This is a genomic window from Streptacidiphilus sp. MAP12-16 (genome assembly GCF_041262165.1).
Classification (GTDB): domain Bacteria; phylum Actinomycetota; class Actinomycetes; order Streptomycetales; family Streptomycetaceae; genus Streptacidiphilus.
Map to the genome: position 1 here is coordinate 61,642 of NZ_JBGCBY010000032.1, position 24,295 is coordinate 85,936.

The 24,295-nt window shown below is 70.4% G+C and carries 15 protein-coding genes; 3 read left to right on the forward strand and 12 right to left on the reverse strand.

The window, feature by feature from the left end:
* Positions 1-65: 65 nt before the first annotated feature.
* From ABIA33_RS31840 to ABIA33_RS31860, 5 genes are all read right to left on the reverse strand, one after another.
* Positions 66-875, reverse strand: coding sequence for an aminoglycoside N(3)-acetyltransferase (locus tag ABIA33_RS31840; RefSeq protein WP_370086383.1), 810 nt, complete (start codon positions 873-875; stop codon positions 66-68).
* A gap of 204 nt (positions 876-1,079) precedes the next feature.
* On the reverse strand, positions 1,080-1,418 hold the full coding sequence (locus tag ABIA33_RS31845) for a hypothetical protein (RefSeq protein ID WP_370086385.1): 339 nt from the start codon (positions 1,416-1,418) through the stop codon (positions 1,080-1,082).
* 142 nt (positions 1,419-1,560) lie between these two features.
* A complete protein-coding gene (locus tag ABIA33_RS31850) occupies positions 1,561-4,236 on the reverse strand; it encodes a hypothetical protein (protein WP_370086387.1) in 2,676 nt (891 codons plus the stop codon).
* 742 nt (positions 4,237-4,978) lie between these two features.
* Complete coding sequence (locus ABIA33_RS31855; protein WP_370086389.1) at positions 4,979-5,833, reverse strand: hypothetical protein; 855 nt, start codon at positions 5,831-5,833, stop codon at positions 4,979-4,981.
* An 863-nt stretch (positions 5,834-6,696) separates the two neighbouring features.
* On the reverse strand, positions 6,697-7,977 hold the full coding sequence (locus ABIA33_RS31860; protein ID WP_370086391.1) for a hypothetical protein: 1,281 nt from the start codon (positions 7,975-7,977) through the stop codon (positions 6,697-6,699).
* 1,433 nt (positions 7,978-9,410) lie between these two features.
* On the opposite strand from ABIA33_RS31860, the gene ABIA33_RS31865 reads away from it, so the two are divergent.
* A complete protein-coding gene (locus ABIA33_RS31865) occupies positions 9,411-11,378 on the forward strand; it encodes a nitrate- and nitrite sensing domain-containing protein (RefSeq protein ID WP_370086393.1) in 1,968 nt (655 codons plus the stop codon).
* Positions 11,375-11,761, forward strand: a complete 387-nt coding sequence (locus tag ABIA33_RS31870) for a DUF742 domain-containing protein (protein ID WP_370086395.1) — start codon at positions 11,375-11,377, stop codon at positions 11,759-11,761. Before ABIA33_RS31865 ends, ABIA33_RS31870 begins: the two co-directional genes overlap by 4 nt.
* A 997-nt stretch (positions 11,762-12,758) precedes the next feature.
* Here the strand turns inward: ABIA33_RS31870 and ABIA33_RS31875 are convergent.
* The 3 genes from ABIA33_RS31875 to ABIA33_RS31885 form a co-directional block, all read right to left on the reverse strand.
* Positions 12,759-13,163 carry a hypothetical protein gene (locus ABIA33_RS31875; protein WP_370086397.1) on the reverse strand — a complete coding sequence of 135 codons (405 nt, stop codon included), beginning with the start codon at positions 13,161-13,163 and terminating at the stop codon, positions 12,759-12,761.
* Positions 13,164-13,344: 181 nt separating this feature from the next.
* Positions 13,345-14,025, reverse strand: coding sequence for a helix-turn-helix domain containing protein (locus tag ABIA33_RS31880; protein ID WP_370086399.1), 681 nt, complete (start codon positions 14,023-14,025; stop codon positions 13,345-13,347).
* On the reverse strand, positions 14,022-15,404 hold the full coding sequence (locus ABIA33_RS31885; protein ID WP_370086402.1) for a helix-turn-helix domain-containing protein: 1,383 nt from the start codon (positions 15,402-15,404) through the stop codon (positions 14,022-14,024). The genes ABIA33_RS31880 and ABIA33_RS31885 overlap by 4 nt, the downstream gene beginning before the upstream one ends.
* A 1,190-nt stretch (positions 15,405-16,594) precedes the next feature.
* Between ABIA33_RS31885 and ABIA33_RS31890 the strand changes: the two genes are divergently transcribed.
* Positions 16,595-18,676, forward strand: a complete 2,082-nt coding sequence (locus tag ABIA33_RS31890; RefSeq protein ID WP_370086404.1) for a SpoIIE family protein phosphatase — start codon at positions 16,595-16,597, stop codon at positions 18,674-18,676.
* Positions 18,677-18,771: 95 nt separating this feature from the next.
* On the opposite strand, the gene ABIA33_RS31895 is transcribed toward ABIA33_RS31890, so the two are convergent.
* The 4 genes from ABIA33_RS31895 to ABIA33_RS31910 form a co-directional block, all read right to left on the reverse strand.
* Positions 18,772-19,944: an NRAMP family divalent metal transporter gene (locus tag ABIA33_RS31895; RefSeq protein WP_370086406.1), complete on the reverse strand. Its 1,173-nt coding sequence runs from the start codon at positions 19,942-19,944 to the stop codon at positions 18,772-18,774.
* Positions 19,945-20,098: 154 nt separating this feature from the next.
* Complete coding sequence (locus ABIA33_RS31900; RefSeq protein WP_370086408.1) at positions 20,099-21,145, reverse strand: formylglycine-generating enzyme family protein; 1,047 nt, start codon at positions 21,143-21,145, stop codon at positions 20,099-20,101.
* A 62-nt stretch (positions 21,146-21,207) separates the two neighbouring features.
* Positions 21,208-22,923: an aldehyde dehydrogenase family protein gene (locus ABIA33_RS31905; RefSeq protein ID WP_370086410.1), complete on the reverse strand. Its 1,716-nt coding sequence runs from the start codon at positions 22,921-22,923 to the stop codon at positions 21,208-21,210.
* Positions 22,920-24,266: an MFS transporter gene (locus ABIA33_RS31910; RefSeq protein WP_370086412.1), complete on the reverse strand. Its 1,347-nt coding sequence runs from the start codon at positions 24,264-24,266 to the stop codon at positions 22,920-22,922. The genes ABIA33_RS31905 and ABIA33_RS31910 overlap by 4 nt, the downstream gene beginning before the upstream one ends.
* Between the last annotated feature and the right edge of the window lie 29 nt (positions 24,267-24,295).

The window sequence follows — 24,295 nt, forward strand, 5'->3', positions numbered from 1 at the left end:
GAGTATGGAGGAGGGCCGGCGGTTGCAATGGCTCAGCCGGACCCGGAAGCAGAACAGTGCACTTGTCAGATCGAAGTTGTACGCGGCCGGTGCTTGACCAGCCAGACCTGGGCATAGGCGACGGCGTCAGCCAGCGAGAACAGCCGGGCCTGGGCGGCGCCGACCTTGCCCTGCAGCACTGGGCATTCTTGCTCGAAGGCCGCGCCCAGCTCATCGAAGCGGTCCTCAGAGATCGAAGTGTCTCGCACGGTGGTCCAGCGGCGGCCCTGCGGGGTCATGACTGCGAAGGAGTTGTCGACCTGGGGCGTGGGTACCCGGTACTCGGCCAGGTGGAATGCAGTGCAGGATTCGAAGCCCGCGCCCAGGAGCAGGATCCGGGCCTCGGCTTCTTCCAGCCGGGCGAGTGGGCTGCGCTCGCCGAGCCGGCAGTCCAGCGCGTGGCCGTCCACGATCGCGGCGGCGCGTGGACCCAGGGCCGCGAAGGAGGTCTGGGGATGGGAGCTGCGGAGGGCGCCCGGCCAGTTGCGGACGGTCTCCGGGATGACACCGACGCCGAGGCTGGGTGTGGTGCGGGCGTCGTAGGGCGGCGTTGATGCCCGGATTGTCGCCCACCATGCTTTGGGCACGGGAGGATTGGCCCAGCTCGCTGGATCGGAGTTGTCACCGGAGTGCGTCGGCACAACCAACGTCCCCTGTGCGCCAAGGGCATCGAGCAGAGCCAGGACAACGACGCCGGGACCGCCGCACACCCAGCCGAGCGAGCTGAGAGAAGAGTGCACGAGGACGGTCTCACCAGCGCGTAGGCCAAAGGCACGCAGCTCGGAGGCGAGTGATTCACGCGTACACATCGGGCCGGTCGCAGGCATTGTGGACATAGTCGGTGAGTGTGCCCCGACCCGGCATCCGCCTTCCACCGGATTTCGACAGCCACCCCCCAGTCCTAGCGGCGCCCCCGCGCACCAGACGCAGCTCATACGGGTCTTGGGCGAGAATCAATAGGGCACGGTCACCCGTCTTGCACAGGCCCCGACACCGGGGGGCCAGCAATGCCCCGGTGCCGAAGGCCCACGGAACGCCACTCACGGCCCTGCCTCGGTTCGCTGGGGATGGTGGGTGGCCTGGGCGAGGTCGGAGCAGGCGGGGCAGCGGTAGGGGCCAAGGGCGTTGTCGGGGTCTGTGTAGCGCCAGCCGTCGTCGCAGTCGCCGCAGCGTGGGGCCGGGGTGCTTCCAGCGCGCGTGGCCGCGCGGCGAGCCGGCGCCCCCTGACCCTCGAACGTCAAGGCGTCCTCGAAGCGGGACCAGGTGGGTTTCATCCGGCCCATCCACTCGGCGCGAGCGAGCAGGAATGCCATGTCCTGCTCACCCGCACCAAGGATCTCGGCGGCCTGGGCGCGCACCTGGGCCTGACGCCGCGGCATGCGCGCACTGCCGCTGGCACGGAGCCCTGCGGCCCAGGCGGCGGCGATCTGCTCGGCTGGCGACACCGGCTGCTGCGGCGGTGCGCTTCTCGCGGGTGGGGACGCTGGCTGCTTCTCTCTCTCGCCGGCGACGGGTGCAGCTTCAGCGCGGGACCGGGAGAGAAGAACTTCTTTGAGAGACTTCTTTGGGGGCGGCGTTCGCGCTGGTCAGGCGCGTGCTGCCGCCGGATTTCCGGTCAGTCCCGCCGGAATTCCGGCGGGCGGGACCGGAAATCCGGCTATCGAAGCCACCTGCGGGTTCATCGTTGCGTGCCTGGTCACGTCGAGTGCCGGAATTGCGGCCATCGAGGCCGTTGTGGGCGCTGCGGACGGCGGGCGGTTCCGGCGGGTTCTGACGCCAGTCGGGGCGGTAGGCGTCCAGCTTGTCCCATGCGTTCCGCCAACCGCGGTGGGCCTGCGGGGGAAGGTCGTGGACTTCGTAGCGGCGGAAGGTGTTCTGGATGCCGCCCCTGCCGGTGGAGGTGACTGTCCGCTGTCCGTCCGGGTTGGTGACCAGGCCGAGCCCGGCCAGCAGGCGAAGGGCGTCGGTGATCGTGGACACCCCGGTCGGTTTCCCGTTGATCCCGGGCAGGAGCCAGCACAATTGGTCCAGCGACATCCGGCGTAGTGAGCCGGGCTGCTTCTCCGCGACCATCGAGCGCAGCAGGCAGTACAAGAGGTAGGCGGTTCGGGTCATCTGAGGATGGAGCATGACCCAGTCGCGGACCTGTGTGTGGGACCAGTAGTCGTGGACGGTGCCGTAGAACGCCACTCCGTCGCCGCTGTCGAGATCGTTCACCTGGTTCCCGCCAGCCCTCTGGTGCCGCAGCCTGGCTCGACGTCCCGCCGTTGCTGCCACCGGTGGGGGTAGGCGACTTGGCGTCTGGCGCTCCCGAGCGCTGGGTGGTGTGCGGTGCGGTGGCGCTGCTCGTGAGGCATGGGTGGTTCTCCCGCCTGCGTATCGGGCTGGACGAGCGGATGGATGAAGGTGGCGCGATGTCAGATGCAGGCGTGCGGTGTGACATCGGTGGCTGGGGGCGCTGGGCTGCCTCGTTGGCCGCTGTTCGCTATGAGGCGTCCCCGGTGGCGTCGCGGAGGCGGTCCGGCTCAGGATGCGTCGGCCCTCTGGTCGCCGACCGCCGCATCTACAGGTCGATCCAGCCGCAGGTGCCGGTGCGGGCGGTGAGCGAGGTCCACACGGGCGCCGTGGGACCGTGTGCCTCGAGGTCCTCCAGGACGGCCGCACCGACGGGGACTTGGCGTACCAGGCGCGCGACGCTGGGTTCCTGGGCCATCGCCTGCAGGTCCTCGATGCGGTGCCGCAGCGCGGTCGGGCCCGCGCCGGTGAGCCGAGGAACGCCAGGGCGGTGGGGTCGGCGGCGAGCCGGTCGATCGGGTTGGTCACCACCGGCAGGGCGTCCGCGGCCAGGGCCGGGAAGCTGGTGTTCCACCAACGCCATGCCTGCGGGTCCAGCTGCTCGAGGCGGGCCAGGAGCGCGGCGCGCCAGGCGGGGTCGCTCAGCAGGGGCCGGATCTGGAACAGCGTGGCCTGGCACTGCGGGTATCCGGTGGCCACCGCCCGGGTGTTGACCGCGACCAGGGCCTCGGCGCATTTGGTCAAGACGGTCAGAGCGCGGGGCGCGTTCAGGTCGCTCCAACCCAGCACGGAGGCGAAGCCGTCCACGACCGCGCGCACCACCTCCGCGGGCACCTGTCCGTGCTCCAAGCCCAGCGGGTTCCAGGAAGCTACGGCAGTATCGGGGCGCCCGGTCAGGTCCAGGTGCCAGACCCGGTCACGGATGCTGTCGTGGGCCAGATAGGGGGCGGCAAGCGCCCAGGAGTCCGCGTGCGGGTCGATGAACGTCACGCCGTGGCCGCCGTGCGCCAGGGCCAGGGCCTGCACGACCGCCTTCTCGGTCTTGCCGTAGGTGGACTTGCCCACCGACAGCGAGAACAGGCTCTCGTGCAGCGGACTGGCGATCAGCCGGGTGCGGCCGTCCGCCGCGGTGTACCAGCCGTGCGGCAGCAACTCCTGGCTGCCGAGCTCGTAGGTGGGCACCTGGGTGGCCAGCAGCGGCAGCCGGCAGTGCACGGTGACCGGTTTGAGGAACCCGGCCAGCTCGTCGATGCGCACCCAGCTCTCGCCGCGCGGCACCACCAGGCCGCTGCTCCAGCGCCGGTCGAAGGAGCCGCGCCGCAGGCGGTGGTTCGCGCCCCAGTGCCACGGGCCCAGCCGCCGCCCGTCCATGCGCAGCCGGTTGTCCTCGGCGAAGATGTCCAGAGCCGCCGCCAGCTGCTGCAGGCGCCGCTCCGCGCGGCCTTCGGCGTTCGAACAGCAGCGCACCAGCAGTTGGATGCGCACCAGTGCGGTGTCCTTACCGATCCGCCCGAGCGTGGCCGCACGGTTGACCGGCCGAGGGCGGGCCGACAGCTGCAGACGCCGCGCCGGGGAGCCGCCGGTGGAGGAAGGCTCCAGGAGCTGGGACAACTGGTAGCGCCAGGAGTCTTCGACGTCGGCGGCGTTACTCCAGCCCAGCCGTGATTCGCGGCGGGCCTCGGCGCGCGAGCGCGTGCGTGCGTCGGCCAGAATTTGCCCGCGGCGAAGCCGAAGGCGCCAGCGGGGGACGGGCTGCAGGTCCAGGACGATCTCGGCCAGGTCGCCCAGGTCGGCGCGCAGGTCGGCCACGGCGTCGACCACCGGTTGCAGTGGGTCCGGCTCCAAGGGCACCTCGCGCAGGTAGCGGGCGGGGTTGCCGTGGACGGTGAACTCGGCGCGCACCGTAGTGGGTACGCGGCTTGTCGTGGACCGGGGCGACCCGGGTGACCTGCACCTGGTCGTAGGGGGAGCTAGCCAGCAGGTGCCGCGCCGATGCCGGTCCCTCCACGCTCCAGCCCAGCGGCTCGCTGCCGTCCGCGCGCAGGCGCAGCCGCACCGAACGGGCGCGCTGCGGGATCCACCAGTGCCCGGCACCGCACGCCCGCATCAGCACGGCGGCGTAACGCCAGATCTCCTCCGGGCTCGGGTCGAACCGGCGGGTCGCCGCGAGCTGGAAGCGGACCCGCTCCGATACGGCCCGGCGGGCGAGCCGGTCACCGGCGACCTTCGCCGCCCCGGTGAGCACCAGGCTGCAACCGCCGGTGAGCACCAGATGCGCCGCGCCCCACCGCGCGAGGCGGCAGGCGGCGATCACCGTGTCGATCGCGCCACCCAGCACCGTGGGCAGCACGTCAGCGAACTCCGCGCTCATCGGCTTCCCGCCCTGGTCAGTGACGTCGCGCGCGCGAGCGGCCGGCAGGTCAGTGTGCGGGAACCAGGGGGTAGCCAGGGTGTGGTGGGCATCGCGAGCCTTTCGTAGGGGAGGACGGGTTCTGGACCGAGACAACCCACCTGCCCTTACCGCGCGGCTTACTGATCACCAGCCGGAAGATCACGGCTTGGCGTCGACGGGGACGGTAGGGCGCGGTTGCTCTCCCAGTAGGGCGTCTGTAAGGGGCGCCGGGGCGAACACAAACACGTGAGATCACCGAGCCCAGGACACGCCCCGCTCCCGCTGCAGGTGACGCAACCGCTCCTGCGCACGGGCCACCGTCGGCGAGTCGCTCCCGGCGTATTCCCGCAGATAGGGCAGCAGCAGGATCCCGGTCCGCAGCGCCTGCCCGTCCGAGGACAGCTGCCACAGCGTGTACGCGTTGCGGACCAGCCGCACGGCCCGGGAACGCTTCCCCTGCGCCGACCACCCCACAGCGGCATGCACGTACAACTGCACTCCCCGCGCATGGTCACCCACCAGATGACAGACATGTGCCAAGAGCTCCACGGCCTGCAGGGTGCACGGATGCCCCGGCCCGTACAGCAAGGTCACCTGGTCGAGCAGAGCGGTAGCCGCGAACACCGCGTCTACCAGCCGTTCCTGACGGCACGCATCCTGCACTCGGGCAATGGCGGGCCGAAACCGGGCCATCGCCTCGTCCGCGCGGATCCTCGTATCCGGCAGCGCGTTCGTAGCGGGCACCCGTGCTGGAACTTGCGGCTGACCGATGGCCCGTTCCTTGGCCCGCCCGTGGCATTTGACCCAGTAGCGGAGCACGAGCCATGCGACCTCGCGCGTGGTCCAGGCCCGGGCAACCGACCACACCCGCTGGGCCTGTGGCCGGACCCGCTGGGCCTGCGGCCGGGCCAGTGCGGCCGGCCATGCCAACAGCCAGCCCGCCCACCGCAGGTACTCGACCAGCACCCGTGCGCGCGAGCGGCCGAGCCCCGTGCAGTCTTCGACTCCACTCGGCTGATCCGGGCCGGCGCCCAGCGCCGCACACAGCACCCCGGCGAACAGATAGAGCACCACCGCGCCCACGGCCAGGCGCTGTGCACCGTCCAAGGACGGGCAACGAAAAGGAAGGAGAAGGACAGGGATCGGCATCGCGCGCCTCCGCAGAGAGAATCGAATCTCGCCGAAGGCAAGCCCACACCGCTCACCGACCGACTTACAGACAGCCACCCCGAAGATCACGAATCGATACCAAGGCCCCTCCCGACACGGGTCACAGAGCCTGTCAGGAGACGGCATCCAAGGGTTCGCGCGCGGCCACAACGTCCACCGGCTTGCCTGCAAGGAACCCCGCCAGACCCCTCGGGCGCCCGACCTACGCCCGCTCCAGCGAGAGCGGGCATTCAGCCGCAGCTTGTGCTGCTCCCACCGGCGGCCCCGGGATCCCCAGGCCGTCCCGACAGCCGACCGGCAGCCCGGCAGGAGGCAATCAACCACCCGCACCCCGAGCGCGCGGACTGGCCGTCGCGGCAATCCCAGGCCTGCACTGCGCCGCTACACTGCTCGCCGGCCAGGCTCGGTCGCGCGCCGCCGCGCCCGGGTCAACGCGCTGGTCCGCGCCACTCGCGCCACCACGTCCACCAGCCACGCCGCACGATCGTGACCTCCTGCGCCTCGGGCGCGGTCGCGTCGAGCCGCACACGAGCGCCGTCACCCTGCTTCGCGTAGGCGCGGGCGCGACGCGGCTACCCGCGGAACGCGGCTGCGCGGCCACCTCCGCCGCAGGGCGCGCAACCCCGGCGACTTGGTCATGAAGCTGGCCGCACTGGGCATCTGACAAGGTGCGGCACCCTCTGGGGCGAGGAGCTCGTACACGTCGCCCTCGGCGTCGGGCAGCGGTGGCAGCTCAGCCTGACCCCGTGGCGCTGGAGTGTTCCCGTTGTCGCTGCGACCAGCCACGAGGGGAGGAATGGTCAAGAGTCGTGGCGGGGAGGGGGCTGGGTGAGTTGGTGAGCGAGCCGCTCGGCGTTGAGTGTGCGCATCGCGGAGTTGACCGCGTCGTGGTCGGTGGGGTCGATGCCGCGCTCCGTGAGGAGGGCGGCGATCTGTTTTGCCGGGCCCCAGGTGGTCTGGTCGTCGAAGGCAGTGTAGAAGTCCGGCAGATGGGCCTCGATGGCGTCGGTGACAGGGGCGATCCAGCGCGGTTCGACGCCGCGTTCGGTCAGGGCGAAGTGGACCCATCGCTTGAGCGTGTCCGGCAGGAGGGTGCGTTGCTCGCGGTCCAGGACGGCTTTGCGGGGCAGCCAGTCAACCAGGAAGACCGCTGCTTGCCCGGGACTCCAGGACAAAGGGCCCGTGGCGATGTAGTCCTCGCCGTAGCCGAGGAACAGCTCGGCCAGGGACCGGATCACCTCGGCCGTTTGCGGTTCGTCGGCGTGGGTGGCGGTGAATGCGTCGAGGAGGCAGTCTCGTTCGAGGTCGGACAGCGACGTATGTTCGGGCCAGTCGGGCAGGTGGTGGCGGCAGCGTGCCCAGGCCAGGGCCCGCAGTGCGACGAAGTCCTCGTCGTCGTTGCGGGGCCAGGTCATGTCCGTCATGCGCAGGGCCGCGGCGAGATCGGCCAAGGCGGCAGGCACGTCATGGTCGGCCAGGGGCATCGGGACGTCGTCCTCTTCGCGGATGGCGGACCAGGCTGCGGCCGCGCTCGGGGTGAGAAGGCCGAGTTTCTCGACCATGGTGCCTGCGGTCTGGGTGATCTGGGCCATCAGGGTGTGCGCGGTGGGCTCGTCGTAGGCGATGAAGAGCACGCGTTTGCTGTCCCAGACATCCACCGCCTGCCAGGCCCGCACCGGGTGGTGGCCCGAGGCCTTGTGCCAGCTGGGCAGCGGCTGGGTCTCGGTGAGGATTGCCACGGTGCCCGCCAACATCGGCTTGCTGTCGACAGGGGCCACCCGTTGCAGCGCCGCCACGGCGGCAAGGCCCGCCGGGGACGGGGTGGTTGAGGCACGGCCCACCACTTGCATGCACAGGTGATGCTCGGCCTCGCGCTCCGCGAGCGGAGCATCCAGCCATGCCTGGCCGAGCCAGCCGCTCGCCCACGCCTCCGCGATCAGCACCTCACCGCTGCTGTCGAGGTGCTGCCGGGCATCGCGGATCACCTGGTCCGCCAGCTGCAGAGGCATCGGTGAACGGCGGACCGGCTTGCGCTGCTTCTTACCGCCGGAGGACGTGCGGCGGCCACGACTCTTGGGCATACCCATAAGCCTGTCACATCCGGGCTCCCGGTCAGTCTGCTTGCGGGCAGCCGGGGTAACGACCCCTGTCAGGCAACAGCACCGGCCGACCGCTGTCCCTCCCGCGGCCCGGGACGCTCGACGATCCGGACGCGGTGGATGAGCACTCCGTCATCATCAGCAGAATTCGTCCCGTTTTCGCTACGGACCGCAGGGCATCCTTGACCCACTCCGTTGGCCATCAATGGAAGTTCCCAGCAGCATGGGGGACTCCTCGATCTGGATTGCGCACCCTCGCACGCTGGCGCGTCGTTCGGGCCGTATCCAGGGCCGCATAGCAGTGTGTAGAGGGGGCCGTCAGGGGGGCCGTAGGGCGGTCACCTTCTGTCGGCCGGCTCGGCATCACACCAGCTCACAGCTCCTGCAAGGTACCATTCAAGCTCTGACAACCCCCCGTGCGCGCACTCTTCCTGTTGTCCTGTGTTGTGGTGATGGATGGTGGGTGGGGTTGGGTAAGGCGGCGGGGTGGGCGCGGGGGTGGCTTGATGGGTGGCTGCGCGGGCTGGTTCGTGGTGTGCGCGCGGCGATGCCTTGCTGGTGCGCGGCTCGGTGCGCCCGAACGCCCCAGCCTGCTGGACGTCGTAGGCGGTCGAGTATGCGGGAGCGCCCCCGCGGCCGAATGTGTGGTGGACGCGCATCGCCCGGGCCTCCGGGCGCGAGGGTGGCAGCGGCGGCGGGCCTGGATCGAGGTCGTCTCGTCCGCGCTGATGACGTGCTCGTCCTTGACGAGCGTTGGCGCTGCGGGGTAGGAGACGGCGCTGCGTTGTCCGTCGGGGGTCAGGGCGTAGGTGCCGGTGCGGTTGATCTTGCGGATCAGGTCTTTGGGGCGTAGGCGACGTAGGTCGTAGGTCATCTGGCTGGCGCTGTAGGGGGTGCCGAGTGATCGGACGATCAATGGGTGCAGGCTTTGTTGGTGTTGGCGGTCGCTGCGAACAGCCCCAGGCACAGGGCGCCAGCCAGGGCCATGACCCGGGGGTCGCCGAACCTCAGGGCCGGGGCCCTCCTGCCATCCTGGGTGAGGGTGGGCTGTGCGACGGGCTCGAAGGCTGGGCTCGAAGGACGCAGCTCTGGCCGACGCGGACAGTGTCCAGAGCTCGGCGGTTGACGCCACGGGCTTTGTCGATGAGTTGCGTCAGAGCTGGTGAGGGAACTGATGCCACGTCATGGTTGCGGTATGAAATGCCATTTGGAGGAGTCGACCGTGTGTCGGCAACGTTCGGACGAGTTGACTTCTGGATTGCGTACTCCTCAAAGCAGGTACGGGTGCGGGCCTGAGTCGTCCGCAACGTGGAGGCAACCCCCGCCTCCTAGCCTTGCGCGTACACGTCCTTCCCCGAGCGTCCACCCCGCCGGGCCACTGCCAAGGGGAACACTCCACTGTGCCCACTACCTCTGTGCCCACTGCCTTCCGGCCTCTGTCCGGACTGCGCACGATCCGCCACAAGCTCGCCGTGATCCTCGCTCTGCCGACCGGGGCCCTGGTCGTGCTGGCCGGCCTGGGGACGGCGTCGCAGGCCGGGCGCTCGGCCGCGGCAGGCCACATCAGCGACCAGGTCGCGGTGATCACCGACACCCACGCGTTCGTCGGCGAGCTGCAACGCGAGCGCGGACTGACCGCCGGTCTGCTCGGCGGCGAGGAGGGCTTCCGAGCCAAGGTCGCCGCGCAGCGTGTTCAGGCGGACAGCGCCCGGGCCACGCTCGACCGGCAGCTCGAAGGCAATACGCCGGGCGCCGACGCCGTCAGGACCGCGCTCGGCAAGCTCAGCGGGCTCAGCTCGGTGCGTGGCCGCGCCGACACCGCGACGATCGGAACGACCGAGGAACTCGCCTTCTACACCGACGCTGTCACCGCCCTGACCGACGCCGCCTTCGCCGGTTCGAACGCTGCGGTCTCCGACGACCAGCTGCGGGCCGACCTGGCCACCCTGCGCTCACTCGGTGACGCGACCGAGGCCGCGGCGCTGGAACGGGGCACGCTGAACGGCGTCCTGGCGGCAGGCACGTTCCGTGGCGAGGACTATCCCTCCTTCGTCCGTATCCTCGCCGCGAAGAGCAACGCCCTCACGCAGGTCGGCCGCACGGCCTCCGGCTCCCAGCAGGCCGCGCTCGACGCAGCGCTACGCACCCAGGCGGCCACGTCGGTGTCGGACACCGAGCAGCAGGTGCTCTCCGCCTACCGGGCGACCCGGCTGCCGGTGAAGGCGGCGGACTGGTGGAATGCCGCGAGCACCTTGGTCGACTCGCTGCATGCGGTGCAGACGGCCGTGGCCGCCGACAGCCGGTCGCACACGGCGGAACTGCGCTCGGCCGCCGAACGGCAGCTCGCCCTCGACGCCGCCCTGGCCCTCCTCGCGATCTGCGGCGCCATACTGCTCGGGGTTGCCGCCACCCGGTCGATCACCCGTCCGCTTGGGGAGCTGAGCCGGGAGGCGGACGAGCTGGCGGACCGGACACTGCCGGAGTCGGTGGCCCGGGTCCGCGACGCGGCGGCGGGGGAGGACCCGGCCGAGATCGCCTCCTCCGTGTCCGGTGCGGCGTTGGCCGGTTCCGCCCTGGCGGGGTCCCCGCTGCCGGGTCGGCGGGACGAGATCGCGCAGGTCGCCACCGCGCTCAACCGGGTCGCCGGCACCGCGCTGCGGCTCGCTGTCGAGCAGACGGTGCTCCAGCGCAACAGCACCGAGTCGCTCGCCAATCTCGGCCGCCGCAACCAGAACCTGGTGACTCGTCAGCTGGGCTTTCTCAGCTCCCTGGAGCGCGGCGAGCACGACCCGGGGGTGCTCGCCAACCTGTTCGAGCTTGATCATCTGGCCACCCGGATGCGCCGCAATGCGGAGAGCATCCTGGTCCTGGTCGGCGAGCGCAGCCCGCGCCGCTGGGCCCGGCCGATCGCGATGGGCGACGTGATCCGGGCCGCCCTGGGCGAGGTGGAGGACTACCGGCGGGTCGCGCTCAGGCAGGTCGACGAGGCACTGGTGGACGGCGGCGCGGTGGCCGAGGTCGCGCACCTGCTCGCGGAGCTGATCGAGAACGCCCTGGCCGCCTCGGCACCGGACACGGACGTGGAACTGTACGCCCGGGCCCAGGGCCCGGACTACCTGGTGGCGATCGTCGACCACGGGCACGGTCTGACAGAACAGGAGCTGGCGGCGGCGAACCTGCGGCTCTCGGGGGCGGAGAGCTTCCTGGTCGGACGGACGAAGCTGCTCGGACACTACGTCGTCGGCCGACTGGCGGACCGGCTGGGAGCCCGGGTACGACTGGCCCCGTCCCCGGTGGCGGGGGTGACGGCCTCGGTGCTGCTGCCCGGGCTGCTCTTCGGCGCACCCTCCCCGGGGCTGGCCCACAGCGGCGCCGCGCGGTGAGCGCAGCGATCGGCGGGGGCGGCGGGGCGGACGGCTACGAGTACGAGACCGGGGAGGTCGTCCGCCCGTTCATCGTCACCTCGGGCCGGACCCGTCCGCTGCGCGAGGAGCTGCGCCTGGAGACCCTGGTCTCGGCCCTGCCTGCCGCGTTGACCGCCCCGCTGAGCTTCGAACGGCTCCGCATCGTCGAGCTGTGCCAGTACCCGCGCTCGGTGGCGGAGATCTCCGCCTTGCTGCCGGTGCCGCTGGGAGTGGCAAGGGTGCTGGTCGGCGACCTCTCGGCGGAACGATACGTGCAAGTGCACCGGCACCTCGCGGATCCGGTCGGCGGCCCGACAGTGGCCCTGCTGGAGCGAATCCGCGACGGTCTACTGCGCCTTTGAGCCGAGCGGCCGAACCGAGCCGCCGACGCACACGCGCCCCGCACCGGATCGGGGCGCCCTCGACGCGCGGCGATCGTCAGATCGTGACCCGCCGATGGACTCGTTGACGACCAGGCGAAGGTGGCGTTCGCCGGTGATCAGGATGCGGTCTGTGGTGGCCTCGCGTCTGCAGGAACCAATCCAGCGCTCGGCGATCGCGTTCATCTGGGGCACGCCCGGCAGGACGGGTACCACGCGCAGTCTGCCCACCTGCACTGACTGAGGACGGCTGGGAACCGTTGCCCGGGCACAGACCGGCCCCCGGTGTTCGGCATCGATGTCAGGAGTCTCAGTCGTCGCTGACGACTCCGATATCGAGACGAGCTGCCGGGGGCCTAGCCAGAGCCGAGATACGGGTCACTCGTGCCGACGAACGTCTTCGTCGACGGTGCGGCTCTCTCTGGTTGTCTGGTATGTGGAACAGTTTCCTCCCTATTTGTTCACAGTCAAGGCCCTGCATCGTCCCTTGCCGGTCGGTGTCTTCACAGGACGGTGCGGGCCAAGCCAGGGCACGCGTGGACGATGTCGCGGTGGGCGATGGGCAGTCTGGTGCACTCGCTCAGCAAAGTGATCTCTGGTAAGTGCCGCTCGGGTCAGGGTGGCCAGTGCCTGCTGGGCGTTCGGCCGCTGGGGGCAAGGCTGCAGATCTTGAGTGACGGAGCGCAGCGGTCCCTACTCTCGCGACGTGAGCCCGCCGTGGAGTTGCCGGTGCCGGGTGACGGCGGGTGGTGGGGTGGGGTCGTTGATGTCCGCGTTGGATGCCAGAGAGAGTGCGTGCCGCTCCCAGAGCGGTGGAGTTGCGCGAGCAAGAATGGTGGAGCGGGTGCTGGTCGACGGTCCGTAGGCCACGGTGGCGGGTGGGCCGACGGGATCCGGGCCAGTCAATACGGCCCTGGCGCTCCTGGCACGCGAGGCCGCGTGCGATGTGACGGTGAGGTCGCCCCCGCGCCAAGTACTCCTACCCACTTGTCCGGCGGCAAGGTTGTGAGGCCCGAACAAGACAAAACCCGGCGTAGACCTGGGTGCTGGGGATGGTGGTGGTGAAGACGTTCCAGCCGCGCTCGCGCAGGTAGTCCTTGTACTGCTTGGTGGCCTTGGCGCCGTTGGCGGTGCGGTTGAGTAGGACCCAGGTGGGCGGTGGGGTGTTGTCGGGGCGCAGGGTGGCGATGTCGTCGATCAGGGTGCGCATGGGCAGGCGTTCGATGCGGTCGATGTCGGCGGTGGTCGGGGCGGTGTTGAGGATGGCGAGGTCGGCGACGCGCAGGACGGAGTGGACGATGCCGCGGTGGTCTTCGGCGTGGCCGCAGTCCACGACGCCGATCTGCCCGGGGGCAAGCGTTGGGGGGACGTTCTTGTGGAACATGGGGACGCCTGCTGCTGGACGGGGAAGGGGAACCCGCCGGAGCGGGTGTCCCATTCGGTGAGCTGCCTGCTGTAGTCGGCCTCGAACGCCACGATGTTGTAGCCGCGCTCGTGCAGCGCGTGGGCCTGCCATCCGGCGGAGGTTGTCTTGCCGCCGGTGCGGGGACTTATGTGAGCGATGATCATGATGTGGTTCCGATCCGGTTGATGGGGTGTGAGGTATTGCGGCTGCTCGCGGTGCCCGGAGGTGTCTCCGTGCCCAGGGGCGGTGGGGTGGGGTTCAGGGGTGCTCGCGGGGAGCGGTCGCCGCGGGTGCGGGGGTTCGGCTGGTTTTGGGGCCGCATCGCGGTTCCGGCCTGGTGCAGCAGCCGGTAGACCGTGCTGGTCGAGTAGCCGCAGCCGGTCGCCAGCAGTTGCACCGGGGCCCCTGCTTCGTAGCGGGCCCGAAGGGAGCGCATGAGTTTGCGGCGGGCTTGCCCGTCGGTGCCCAGGGCGCGGGTCTGGCCGGGGGTGCGCAGGGTGGTTCCGGCCTGGGCGAGCCGTCGTCGCACCGTGCGCTGGGAGCACTCGAAGACCGCCGCCAGGGCGGGGACGGAGGTCCCTGACTCGTACCAGCGCCGCATCGTGGTGGCGAGCTCGCTGCGGGCTGCGGTCTGCTCGGGGTCGGCCTGCAGGAGCCGGGTCTGCTGCGGGGTCCGCATCGGAGTGCCGACCTGCCGTAGCCGGTTGATGACGGTGCCCTTGGACAGCCCGGTGTCGCGGGCGAGTTCGGGGATGCTGGCGCCGTGGCGGTAGCGGGCGGACAGGTCCAGTGCCTGCCGCTGGCGGGCTGCGGACCAGGTCGTGGACCGTGTCGGGGTCATGCGGCTGTCTCCCAGGATTGAAGGGCGAGGGTGTTGGCGGCGACCAGTTCCTCGTAGGTGAGCTGGTCGCCGGGGCTGTGCAGGATCAGTCGGCCGTCGGTGGCGATGCGCCAGCCGGGCACGGGGCGGTGGGTGACCGGGTCCAGGACGCTGCCGTCGGGGGCGTGCCAGTGGGCGGGGATCTCGTCGGCGCGCTGGGCGGGGACCAGGACGGTCACGCCGTCGCGGACGATCGTCAGCGCGGGGGTGCGGTGCTCGGCCAGGGCCGCGAGTGCGGCCCGGTAGGCGGCGCGTTCGGCTGCGTGGAAGGCTTTGCGGGCCTTCGCAATGCCGGTGGTCCTGTAGGCGGCGGCCAGGCCGTCCCACCCGGGCCCCGGCTCGGTAACAGCCTGCGGACCGGGCACGCCGGTGCCCTCCAGGGCGCGGGGCGTCAGCGTCCAGGCGGAGTCGTCTCGCTGGACCAGACCGTGACGGTGCAGCCGTTGCAGCGTCCGGTAGACCGTTGCCCGGGACACCGAGGAGGAGGTGACCAGCTCTGCCGCGCTCTGCCCGGGGTTGGCGTGCAGGGCACCGATGACCATCAGGGCGGAGCTGCCCAGAGCAGCGCGGGCGAAGGCGTCGTTGGCCATCAGGCGGCCGATGACCCTGGAGTCGACGTCCGGGGAAGCCTCTGTCTCAGCGGTGGACCACTGCCCCGGAGCAGCCACTTGGGTGGCGTTCTCCGCTGGGCTGTTACCGGCCTGCGATTCACCTTCGGTCTCGGGAGCCACATCGGTCTCAGGGGTGGACCACTCCCCAAGGGCCTCGTCGGGGGGGCACTGACTGGTGCCGGTACGAGACGGCGATGGGGGAGTGAGGCCGTTGCCCAGGTACCAGGTGGAGCCCTCGGTGCCGTGGCCGACTCGCAGGCGGCGCAGCCAGCCGCCGGGCTTGAGGACGGCCTCGTAGGCGTTGCGCAGGGTCTGCCGGGAGATCCCGGCCTCCTCGGCGGCCTGCCGCTCGCTGGCGGCGTGCAGGCGCCCGCCGGCGGTCTCGGCGAAGTTCAGGTGGGCCCGCAGCACCCGCAGCGCGGTGCGGCCGCGCTCGCCGCGCCAGGAGGTGGTCTCGATCTGCTCGCGCAGGACGACGAGGTCTTCGTGCGCGCCGTGGCGCGACCCGACGGCGACGGTGGCGGCGACCTCGGCGCTGGCGCTGGCCCAGACCCGTTCGATGTAGGCGCGGACGCGGGCCTGCCCGGAGCGCAGTTCGATGATCTGGGCGTGCCTGCCGCCCTCGTGGTCGGGGTGCAGCAGCAGCCGGGTCAGCTGGTCGACGGTTCCCCCAGCGCGGGCCACATGGCAGGCGATGGCCGCGGTGATCCGGTGGCCGTGGTCCGCCACGCCCTGGCGGTCCTCGCGCAGGGCCAGGGCCCCGCTGGAGCTGCGCCGGGTGTAGCTGCCGGTCGCGTAGCGGCCGGTGAGGTCGCCCAGCAGGATCAGGTCGACCGCTGAAGGGGGGAGTCGGTCGAAGCCGAGGAACGGGGGGTGATTGCCTCTGACTGCCTCGGAGACGGCAGAGCAGCATCGGATAAGGACTGCGATCGGGAGCTGCCGTGTGGCATTCTGGTGATGTCTCGCAAGGACGTGAGCGCCACCACTGCCCGGTCAAAAGCGCGGGTGGTGTCCGGAACCGACCTCCGATCGGTGCCAGCGAAGCCTCCAGGATTCCCGTCCTGGGGGCTTTCGTACTGCTGGGGCCCGGGTCAGAGGCAGGCGTCACTCTCGCGGCGGGGCAGGAAGCCGTCGGCGGCGGGCCAGCATGGCTGGCTTTACCGGTGACTGCCTCCAGGACGACCAAGTCGAAGCGGGGTCGAATTCGACCCGGACGATCAACGGCGTGGAGCCGTCGCCGACCATTGGAGACAAAACTTTCGGGGTCGAATCCGGGTCGAATCAGAGTGATTGGCTCTGACTGCCCTTGATTGCCTCCGACTGCCTCCGAGCGCCTTTGACTGCCTCTGACTGCCTCGAAGAGGAGGTCAGAGCGGGTCCGATTCACATAAGCCCAGGTCAGGTACGGTGGGGCAGATAAACCCGGCGTACAGGCCCGCTCGTCCGCCGTCTGTATCCGTGCAGGTCAGACCGCACATCTGAGCGTTCAGGAAAGCTCGGGGCCAATTCGGGGCCAACGAGCCCCATTCTTGGTCCACCAACGATGGATGAACGGGCCAAAGGAAGTCGTCCGACTCGCGGTGGGCCGACAAGGCCACAGATCGGGAAAACGTCCTGGCCGGGTAGCTCGACGGGGACACTTCAACGCGGAGCTCATGACCACGCCGGCCCTGCAGCAGGGGTTCGTGGACGAAGGAGACTGAACTGACAGAACAATGAGTCACCCGACCAGAGGTCGTTAGAAGGATGCATGCAGCAGTTCCACGCACCGATGAGCTGATCAGTTGTCCGCAGGACCATCCACATCTTCTTCTCCGTCCCCAGCGACACCAGCGATGGCAGCGTGGGGGCGGTCCGTGTCGGCGGTCCTCCTTTCCGTCGAAGCGACGCGGCGGCGTGGTTGAGGAGTTGCAGCCGGAGTGCCGCGTGCGATCGTGGAGATGCTGGTCGTTCTGGAGGTGGCGGTGTCTGGCGAAGACCGTGGCGGGGTCGGCGACGCCTTCCTGGAGGCGTTGTTCACCCAGGCGCCGGTGGGTCTCTTCGTGTTCGACCGGGACCTTCGAGTAGTCCGTTTCAACCGGGCGGGGGCGGGTGTCCGCGGACTGGCCGAGGACGCCGTCCTGGGGCGCACGGTCGCGGAATTCACCGCCGGCATGGACAGCCAGGAGCTCGCCGAGACGGCCGCACAGGTGCTGGCCAGCGGCGAAACCGTGCGGGACCGGCTGTTCCACGGCTTCCCGGTGCACGATCCCGACCGGCGCATGGCGGTGTCGGTGACCGCCTTCCGGCTCAGCGATCCCTCCGGGCGGGTATTGGGACTCGCCGCGGTCGTCCAGGACGTCACCGAACGCGAGGCTGCCCTGGAGCGGCTCGACATTCACAACGACGCCAACCGCCTCATCGGATCCAGCCTCGACGCCGCCACGACCGCCCGAGAGCTCGCTCAAGTGGCCGTCCCTCGATTCGCCGACGGTGTGTTGGTCGATCTTGTCGAAGAGGTCATCCGTGGAGACCGGCCGCCGGCAGGTCCGCGCGCCGACCAAGCGGTGCTGTTCCGGGTGATTGATCACGCCGAACCTGGCCGCCCTGACCAGCAGGACACTGCCCCAGGCACCTCCGCCTTGGCGCAGCCATATGCGTCGGCCTACACGGAGGCGATGGTCTCGCTGGCCCCCGTGCTCGTGGAGGGCCCGTCGAAGGAGCCCACGCTGTCGCCCGGGGGGCGCTCCGCTCTTGTCGCGCCGTTGCTGGTCCAGGGACAGTTGCTCGGGCTGGCCACGTTCGTCCGCGCCGACCGCCCGGATGCGTTCGCGGCGGCAGACCTGGACCTGGCGGTGTCGCTCGCGGGGCGTACGGCGCTCAGCCTGGACAAGGCGCTCGCCTACAGGCGCGAGCGCGACGTGGCAACGGGGTTGCAGCGCCACTTGCTGCCCCGCGTTCCGCCCCGGCTCTCCGCCGTCGAGTGCGCGCACGTCCACCACCACGGCGCCGAAGCCGCCGACTGGTTCGATGTCATCCCCCTGTCCGGAGCCCGGGTGGCGCTGGTCATGGGCACCGTCGCCGGCCGCGGCATCGAGACGGCGGCGGCCATGGGACAGCTGCGCACCGCGGTGCAGACCCTTGCCGCCCAGGACCTCCCGCCGGAGGAACTGCTCACCCGTTTGGACGAGGCCACCGATCGGCTGGCCGAGAGCCTTGGGGACGGTCCGGGCGCTGGGAGGCCATCGGGGTCGACCGCGTCGTGCCTCTATCTGCTCTACGACCCGACGACGGGCCGCTGCACCGCTGCCAGCGCGGGCCACCCCCGCCCGATCGCCCTGGGGCCCGACGGTCGACCGATTGCCTTCGCGGTCCCGATCGGCCCCTTCCTGGGCGAGGGAGGTCCCTTCGAAAGCTCCACGACCGAACTGCCGCCTGACACCCTCCTCGCGCTGCACACCACCGGCCTCTACTCCGCCGCCGGCACCCGGGCGAGCAGCAACAGGCAGCGACTGCTAAGCGTGCTGACCTACCCCGGCCCCTCCCTGGAACAGCTGTGCGAAGCGGCCAGTGCGCTGCTCCCGCCTGTTCCCGCCGAGGATCGCAGCCTCCTGCTGGCCCGTACCCATGTCCTCGGCCCCGACCACATCGCTCTGTGGACGCTCCCACCCGACCCCTCGGTGGTATCGACCGCGCGCGGCCTTGCACGTCGCCAACTGGACGCGTGGCACCTGGAAGAGCTCCAGGACGCCACGGAACTGATCATCAGTGAGCTGGTCACCAACGCCATCCGCTACGGAACCGGCCCGGTCACCGTGCGCCTGATCCACGACCAGAACCTCACCTGCGAGGTGTCGGACGCCGGAAAGACCGCGCCCCACCTGCGCCGCGCACACGAGAACGACGAAGGAGGCCGCGGACTCTTCCTCGTCCTGCACTGCAGCAGCCGCTGGGGCACCCGTTACGAGCACAACTCCAAGACCATCTGGGCCGAACAGGACATCCCCACCAAGGGGGCATGATTCCTTCGCCCCGGCGCCGCGAGCGCGAGCACCGTTCCTTCGCGACTCATCGGCGAGAAGATCCATTTCGTCCCCGAGGCCGGCAAGCGCGCGGGTCAGATCCGTCCGAGTGCCGCGAGGGTCGTATAGACACCGAAGCTGCTCACCAGCAGGCACAGCGCCCGGGTCAGGTGCTTTCGCGGGCCGCGCATCCGCCACTGCTTGGGCAGTGCCTTGGCCTCCAGTGCTAGCAGCAGACCCAGCACGATCGGCAGAAGCATGGTGTTCAGCACTCCCACGCCCACGCTAAGGCCGATCAGGTCGGGGCCGGTTAGAACCAGGACGGCAGCGACGATGGGGGCGAGGGCGTAGGCGAGGTAGAAGGTGGCGGGTCGGCGGTTGGTGCGCTCTGCGAGGGTGGGTTTCCGACCGAAGGCCTCTGCCAGGCCCCAGGCGCCGGCTGTCGAGGAGACGATGGCGGCTACCAGGGCCGCGCCGGTCATGCCGAGACCGAGGAGTACGGTGCCGACGGTGTGTCCGAGGTACGGGGTGAGCGCGTCGGCGATCTGGCCGACGCTGTCGAGTGGGCTGCCGGGTCTGTGCATGCCGACGGTGGCGGCAACCGTGATCACCATCGCGACAGTGATGGACTGCGTGAGCACCGCGCCTACGGCGGTCTCCTGGCGCGCCTCGCGGATCGCAGCGGTCGACAGCTTCTTGTCGATCACGGCACTCTGCTGGTAGTGGACCAGCCACGGCATGATCGCAGTGCCGACGTTCGCCGCGACCAGCGTCAGGTAGGAGCAGTTGCCCAGCGGCATCGAGCCCAGCCCTTGGACTAGCGGGCCGATCCGCGGGTGGCTCATCAGCATCACAACGAGCAAGGCGAGTTCGGCCATGCCGACGGCGACCGCGATCCTCTCGACGTGCCTGTGGCTGCCGGTCAGTGTGATCGCCAGCAGAAAGGCTGTGGAGAGGGGGACGGTGGCCCATGGGGGAATCCCGAAGCACTCGCCCACGCCCGCCACGGCGGCGAACTCGGTGAGCAGCGCACCGATTACGGAGATGAAGAGCAGGCCGACCGAGAGCGTCGCCCACCATCGGCCGAACCGGGCCCGGATCAGCGCGCCATGAGGCTGGCCGGTGACGATCCCGAGCCGTAGTGTGATCTCCTGCACTACGTAGAGGACCGGGATGAGTACCACCTGGGGCAGGATCATCCGGTATCCCCACTGGGCGCCGGACTGCGCTGCGGTGACCAGTGACCCGGCGTCGGTATCAGCCAGCATCACCACCAACCCGGACCCCCACACCGCCAGAATGCCCAGCCTGGGGCGACCGGACGGGCGGGGCCGCCGGGGTGCCGGGCGCGTGGTGGAGCCGTCCGATGCCCAGGCGCCGACGGGGGTATGCCGCGCTTCCAGCTGAGCCGCTGTCATCTCGTCAACGCCGTAGGTCATCGTCCCCGCCTCCGACACTCGCGGCCGGGCGGACGATGCAGCGGAAGCCCAGGTGGCAGGTCGAGGTGTCGATGGGCTGGGGCAGCCGTGCGGCGGGTCGGTAGCGGCGGCAGTAGTTCGGCGCGCATAGGTGCGAGCCGCCCTTCATCACTTTGCGGGGGATGCGGAATTCGAGTTGACCGGGTTCGATGCTGCCCTGCTCCTGGCCGCCGATGGGGTTGTCGCGTGGCCGTGTGCCGCCGCAGCAGGCAGGGGTGTTTGTCGTGAGGCGCTGGTGTTCGGCGTACCAGTCCGATGTCCACTCCCAGACGTTGCCGATCATGTCGTACAGGCCGTAGCCGTTGGCCGGGAACGCCCCGATCGGCGAGGTGGCGGCATAGCCGTCCAACTGCAGGTTCTGGTGCGGGAATTCGCCGTGCCAGGTGTTGGCCATGTACCGGCCGCCCGGGTTGAGCTCGTCGCCCCAGGCGAACTCGCTGTCGTGCAGGCCTGCGCGCGAGGCGTACTCCCATTCGGCCTCGGTGGGGATCTGCTTGCCGGCCCATTGCGCGTAGGCGAGCGCGTCCGGCCACGCCACGTGGGTCACAGGATGGTCGAGCCGGTCGTGCAGCGAGGTGCCTGGACCACCGGGGTGGCGCCAGTCCGCACCGGGCAGGTACGACCACCACTGGTAGGGCTCGCTGAGGTCGACCGGATGCGCGGGCGGGGTGAAGACCGCCGAGGCCGGGGCCAGCATGGCCGGGTCGGCGCCGGGGTACTGGGCCGGGTCGGCCGGACGCTCGGCGAGCGTCCGGTACCCGGTGGCATCGATGAATGCCTGGAACTCGACGTTGGTGACGGGATGCGGGTCGATCCAGAAGCCGTCGACGCTCACGGCGTGGGCCGGGGCCTCCTCGGGGTAGTGGCGGTCCGACCCCATGGTGAACTCGCCGCCGGGAATCCAGACCATGCCGTCGGGTCGGTCCTGCGGGGCGCAGGAGGCAGAGAGCGGGGCGGAGGAGGCAGAGAGCAGCGGCAGGAGGTCGGCCATGGTGTCGTTCGCTTTCGTGGGTGGCGCAGTTGAGCGGGAACAGCTGCGGCTGTCGGGCTCGGCTATCCGCGCAGGGCTGAGGCGAAGATGCCGGGTAGCGCTGACCAGCGGGGTCGGGCGGCGAATGCGGTCAGCCGTCGCCCGGTGGTCGCTGCGGTCCGGTTGGTGACGAACCACGGCGGCTTGGGTGTGAGGCTGAACTCGCCGGTGAGCACCGAGCGCGGCGCCGGCCGGAACGGCCCGTACACGACCGTGCGCTCGGGGCGGTGCAGCAGCAGTGCGTTGTGCACCGCGCCTCGGCCGCTGGCGATGTCGTGGAGCTCGTGGCCGGGGTAGGCACCCCAGGTGGCGCGGGCGGTCAGATATCCCACCCCGGTCCAGGCGTTGACGCCGACGGTGCCGTACCGCAGCTGCGCGATGCACTCGCGCAGCCCGGAGCCGAGTGCTCGCATCGTCTTGTTGTCGAGCACCAGGTTGGCGCCCAGCGTGCCGTGGAGACGGTCGTTGGCGGCGTCCACGGCGGCACTTAGGAACTCCAGGCCGGTGCCGGGCAGCTCGGCGATGCCCAGGACCGGACCGAAGTACTCGGTGGTGAATGCCGTTTCGGTGTGGTCGGCGAGGTCCAGTCCCCAGAGGGCGGTGCGCTCGGCGGTGCCGCCGACCGCCTCGAACTGCGGGTGCAGCCGCCGGGCGTCGGCCACGCGGGTGTCACAGCCCGGATACCACGCCGGTCGGGTGGGCGCGTCTGCGAGCGCCGCCCGCAGCGCGGCGAGGAACTCCTGCTTCTGCGGCCAGTGTGCGCTGATGATGACGATCTGCGCGGCGATGCAGTTGAATGCGCTGTTGTGCAGGCGCTGGGTGGCGATGTGCTCGGCCTGGAAGCGGATGTCCGCCGCTGACCAGCGGCCCGGCACCACGATGGTCGGCGCCACACCGCCGAGCTCGCTGGTGATCGGCTTGGTCAGACGCGGCGTACCGGTGGCCTTCGCCGCCGCACCGGTTGGGCCGACGCCCCAGACGATCGCGTCGTGGGTGGCCGCGCTGCCGGTGATGTGTACTGCGTCGACGCCCGGGTGCGTTACCAGGTGGTCGCCGATCCGCGCGTCACCGGTGACGATGCGCAGGTAGCCGCGGTTGATGAACGGGGCGAACGCCTGCTCCAGCACCGGGAGCAGCGGGTCGGTGATCGGGTTGAGCTTGAGCAGGACCACCCGGTTGTACGCGTACAGCTGGTAGAGCACGTCCAACGGCGCGATCGAGGTGACGTTCCCGGCGCCCATGACCACGGCGATGCCGTCGGTCTGCTCGGGCGTGCGTTGGCCCAGTCCGGCCTGCTCCCGGGTCTCCCGCTCGGTCACCCCGGGCTCCATCCACACCTCGGCCCTGAAGCCGCTGAGCAGCAGCCGCTCGAAGACGTTCTGGGGGAGCACGTCGACCGCCACGCGGCCACCGGGGGCGGTCCTGACCGGGTAGCCGGCCAGCAGGCCACGGCCGTCGGCGAGGCGGCCGAGGGTGTCGGCCAGCGCCTCGGCGTAGCCGAGCACGGCCCATGGGCCGCTGATCCACTCCTCGCCGAGCAGCGGCGAGTCGGCGGGTAGCTGCTTGATGCCGCCGGCGACGCGCGCCCATTCCGCGGCGTGGGCGCCGACGTTGGCGTGGAATTGCAGCAGCAGTTGGCGGCGCGAGGCGAGCGGCTCGGCGGCCCAGCGCTGCTCGCCGTCGCGCAGTGCGGCGATCATCTGGTCCAGTTGCTGTGCGGTGGCGGTGTCGAATCTCATCGGATGACGTCCTTGTCGGGGGAGATGCTCGCGTCGGTGCCGGCTGCGGCCCGGCGCAGGTCTTTGTCGTAGTGGCGGGAGGCGAACCAGAAGAAGGTCGCGGCGAACCCGCAGAACACGGGGATCACCGCAAGAGCGGCCCGCAGACCGTAGGTGTCGGAAACCACGCCGACCACGAGCGGGCCGACGGCGAAGCCGAACAAGTTCTGCGCCACTGCGGCCATGGACACGGCGGTGGCCTGCAGCGCGGGGTGCGCGACGTCCACGGAAACGGAGCCGACCACGCCGAACGGGGCGGTGATGGTGAATCCTGCGACCAGGATGACGAGCAGCTGTGCGTTGCCCGGCGGCATGACGGCGAACGCGGCCACCAGCAGGACGAGGCTGACCAGCGACAGAGCGGCGGGCAGCAGCAGCCGGCGGCGCCGGTCACGGCGGGCGAGGCGGTCGGCGGCGAACGACAGCACGATCTGGCCGAGGAAACCGGCGGCGACGACCAATGCCGTCCGGGCCGCGGCCTGGGCGGTGGACAGTCCCAGGTAGCGGCTGAAGTAGCTGGGCAGCCAGGCGTACAGCGCCGACATCACCACGATCTGGGTCGCCCCCCCGAGGTAGGCCCCGACGGCGGAACGCGGCCGCAGCAGCTCGGCCAGCAGCTTGCGCAGGCCCAGCTTCGGCACGGCCGCCGTGCTGGCGGGCAGCCGAACCGTGGGATAGTCGCGTACCCGCAGGAAGAGCAGCGCCACGAGCAGGCCGGGGATCCCGGCGGCGGCGAACGCGGCCCGCCAGCCCCACTGCTCGGTGATGACTCCGCCGAGCACGACACCGAGCACCGAGCCCAGTGACCCGGCCGACAGGAGTGCGCCGAAGACGGTGGCCCGCAGACCCTTGGGGAACAGTCGGCTCAGTAGCACGCTGGCGGCGGGTGTGTACCCGGCCTCGCCGAGACCCACCCCGGCGCGGGCCGCGAACAGCTGACCGTAGGTGTGGGTGAAGGCCGCGCTGAAGGTGGCAAGGCTCCAGATGCTCCCCATCAGCGCGATGCTCTTGACCCGACTCCACCGGTCGACCAGCAGCGCGGCCGGAAAGGTGCCGAGCGCGACGGTCACCGAGACGACGGAGACCAGACCGCCGAGCTGTGCGTCGGACAGTCCCCACTCCTGTTTGAGGTGCGGGAACATCGACACGACCAGCTGCCGGGAGAGGTAGTCGGAGGTCATGAGCGTGAACGCCATCGCGAAGACGCCCCAGGCGTATCTGCGGGTCACGGTCGGTTCGCCGGCTGCCCCGGCGGTCGGCTGGCCCGCGGGCGGCGGCATTGCCACGGTGGACGCTTCATTCATTCGATGTCGTTCTCTCGTTGTCGGGGCGC

Excerpts from the sequence above, each read along its gene's own strand:
- ABIA33_RS31875 (WP_370086397.1), bottom strand. The coding sequence starts at position 13,163 with ATGTTCCACAAGAACGTCCCCCCAACGCTTGCCCCCGGGCAGATCGGC.
- ABIA33_RS31905 (WP_370086410.1), bottom strand. The coding sequence starts at position 22,923 with ATGAGATTCGACACCGCCACCGCACAGCAACTGGACCAGATGATCGCC.
- ABIA33_RS31910 (WP_370086412.1), bottom strand. The coding sequence starts at position 24,266 with ATGAATGAAGCGTCCACCGTGGCAATGCCGCCGCCCGCGGGCCAGCCG.
- ABIA33_RS31845 (WP_370086385.1), bottom strand. The coding sequence starts at position 1,418 with ATGCCGCGGCGTCAGGCCCAGGTGCGCGCCCAGGCCGCCGAGATCCTT.
- ABIA33_RS31860 (WP_370086391.1), bottom strand. The coding sequence starts at position 7,977 with ATGCCCAAGAGTCGTGGCCGCCGCACGTCCTCCGGCGGTAAGAAGCAG.
- ABIA33_RS31900 (WP_370086408.1), bottom strand. The coding sequence starts at position 21,145 with ATGGCCGACCTCCTGCCGCTGCTCTCTGCCTCCTCCGCCCCGCTCTCT.
- ABIA33_RS31840 (WP_370086383.1), bottom strand. The coding sequence starts at position 875 with ATGTCCACAATGCCTGCGACCGGCCCGATGTGTACGCGTGAATCACTC.
- ABIA33_RS31880 (WP_370086399.1), bottom strand. The coding sequence starts at position 14,025 with ATGACCCCGACACGGTCCACGACCTGGTCCGCAGCCCGCCAGCGGCAG.
- ABIA33_RS31895 (WP_370086406.1), bottom strand. The coding sequence starts at position 19,944 with ATGCTGGCTGATACCGACGCCGGGTCACTGGTCACCGCAGCGCAGTCC.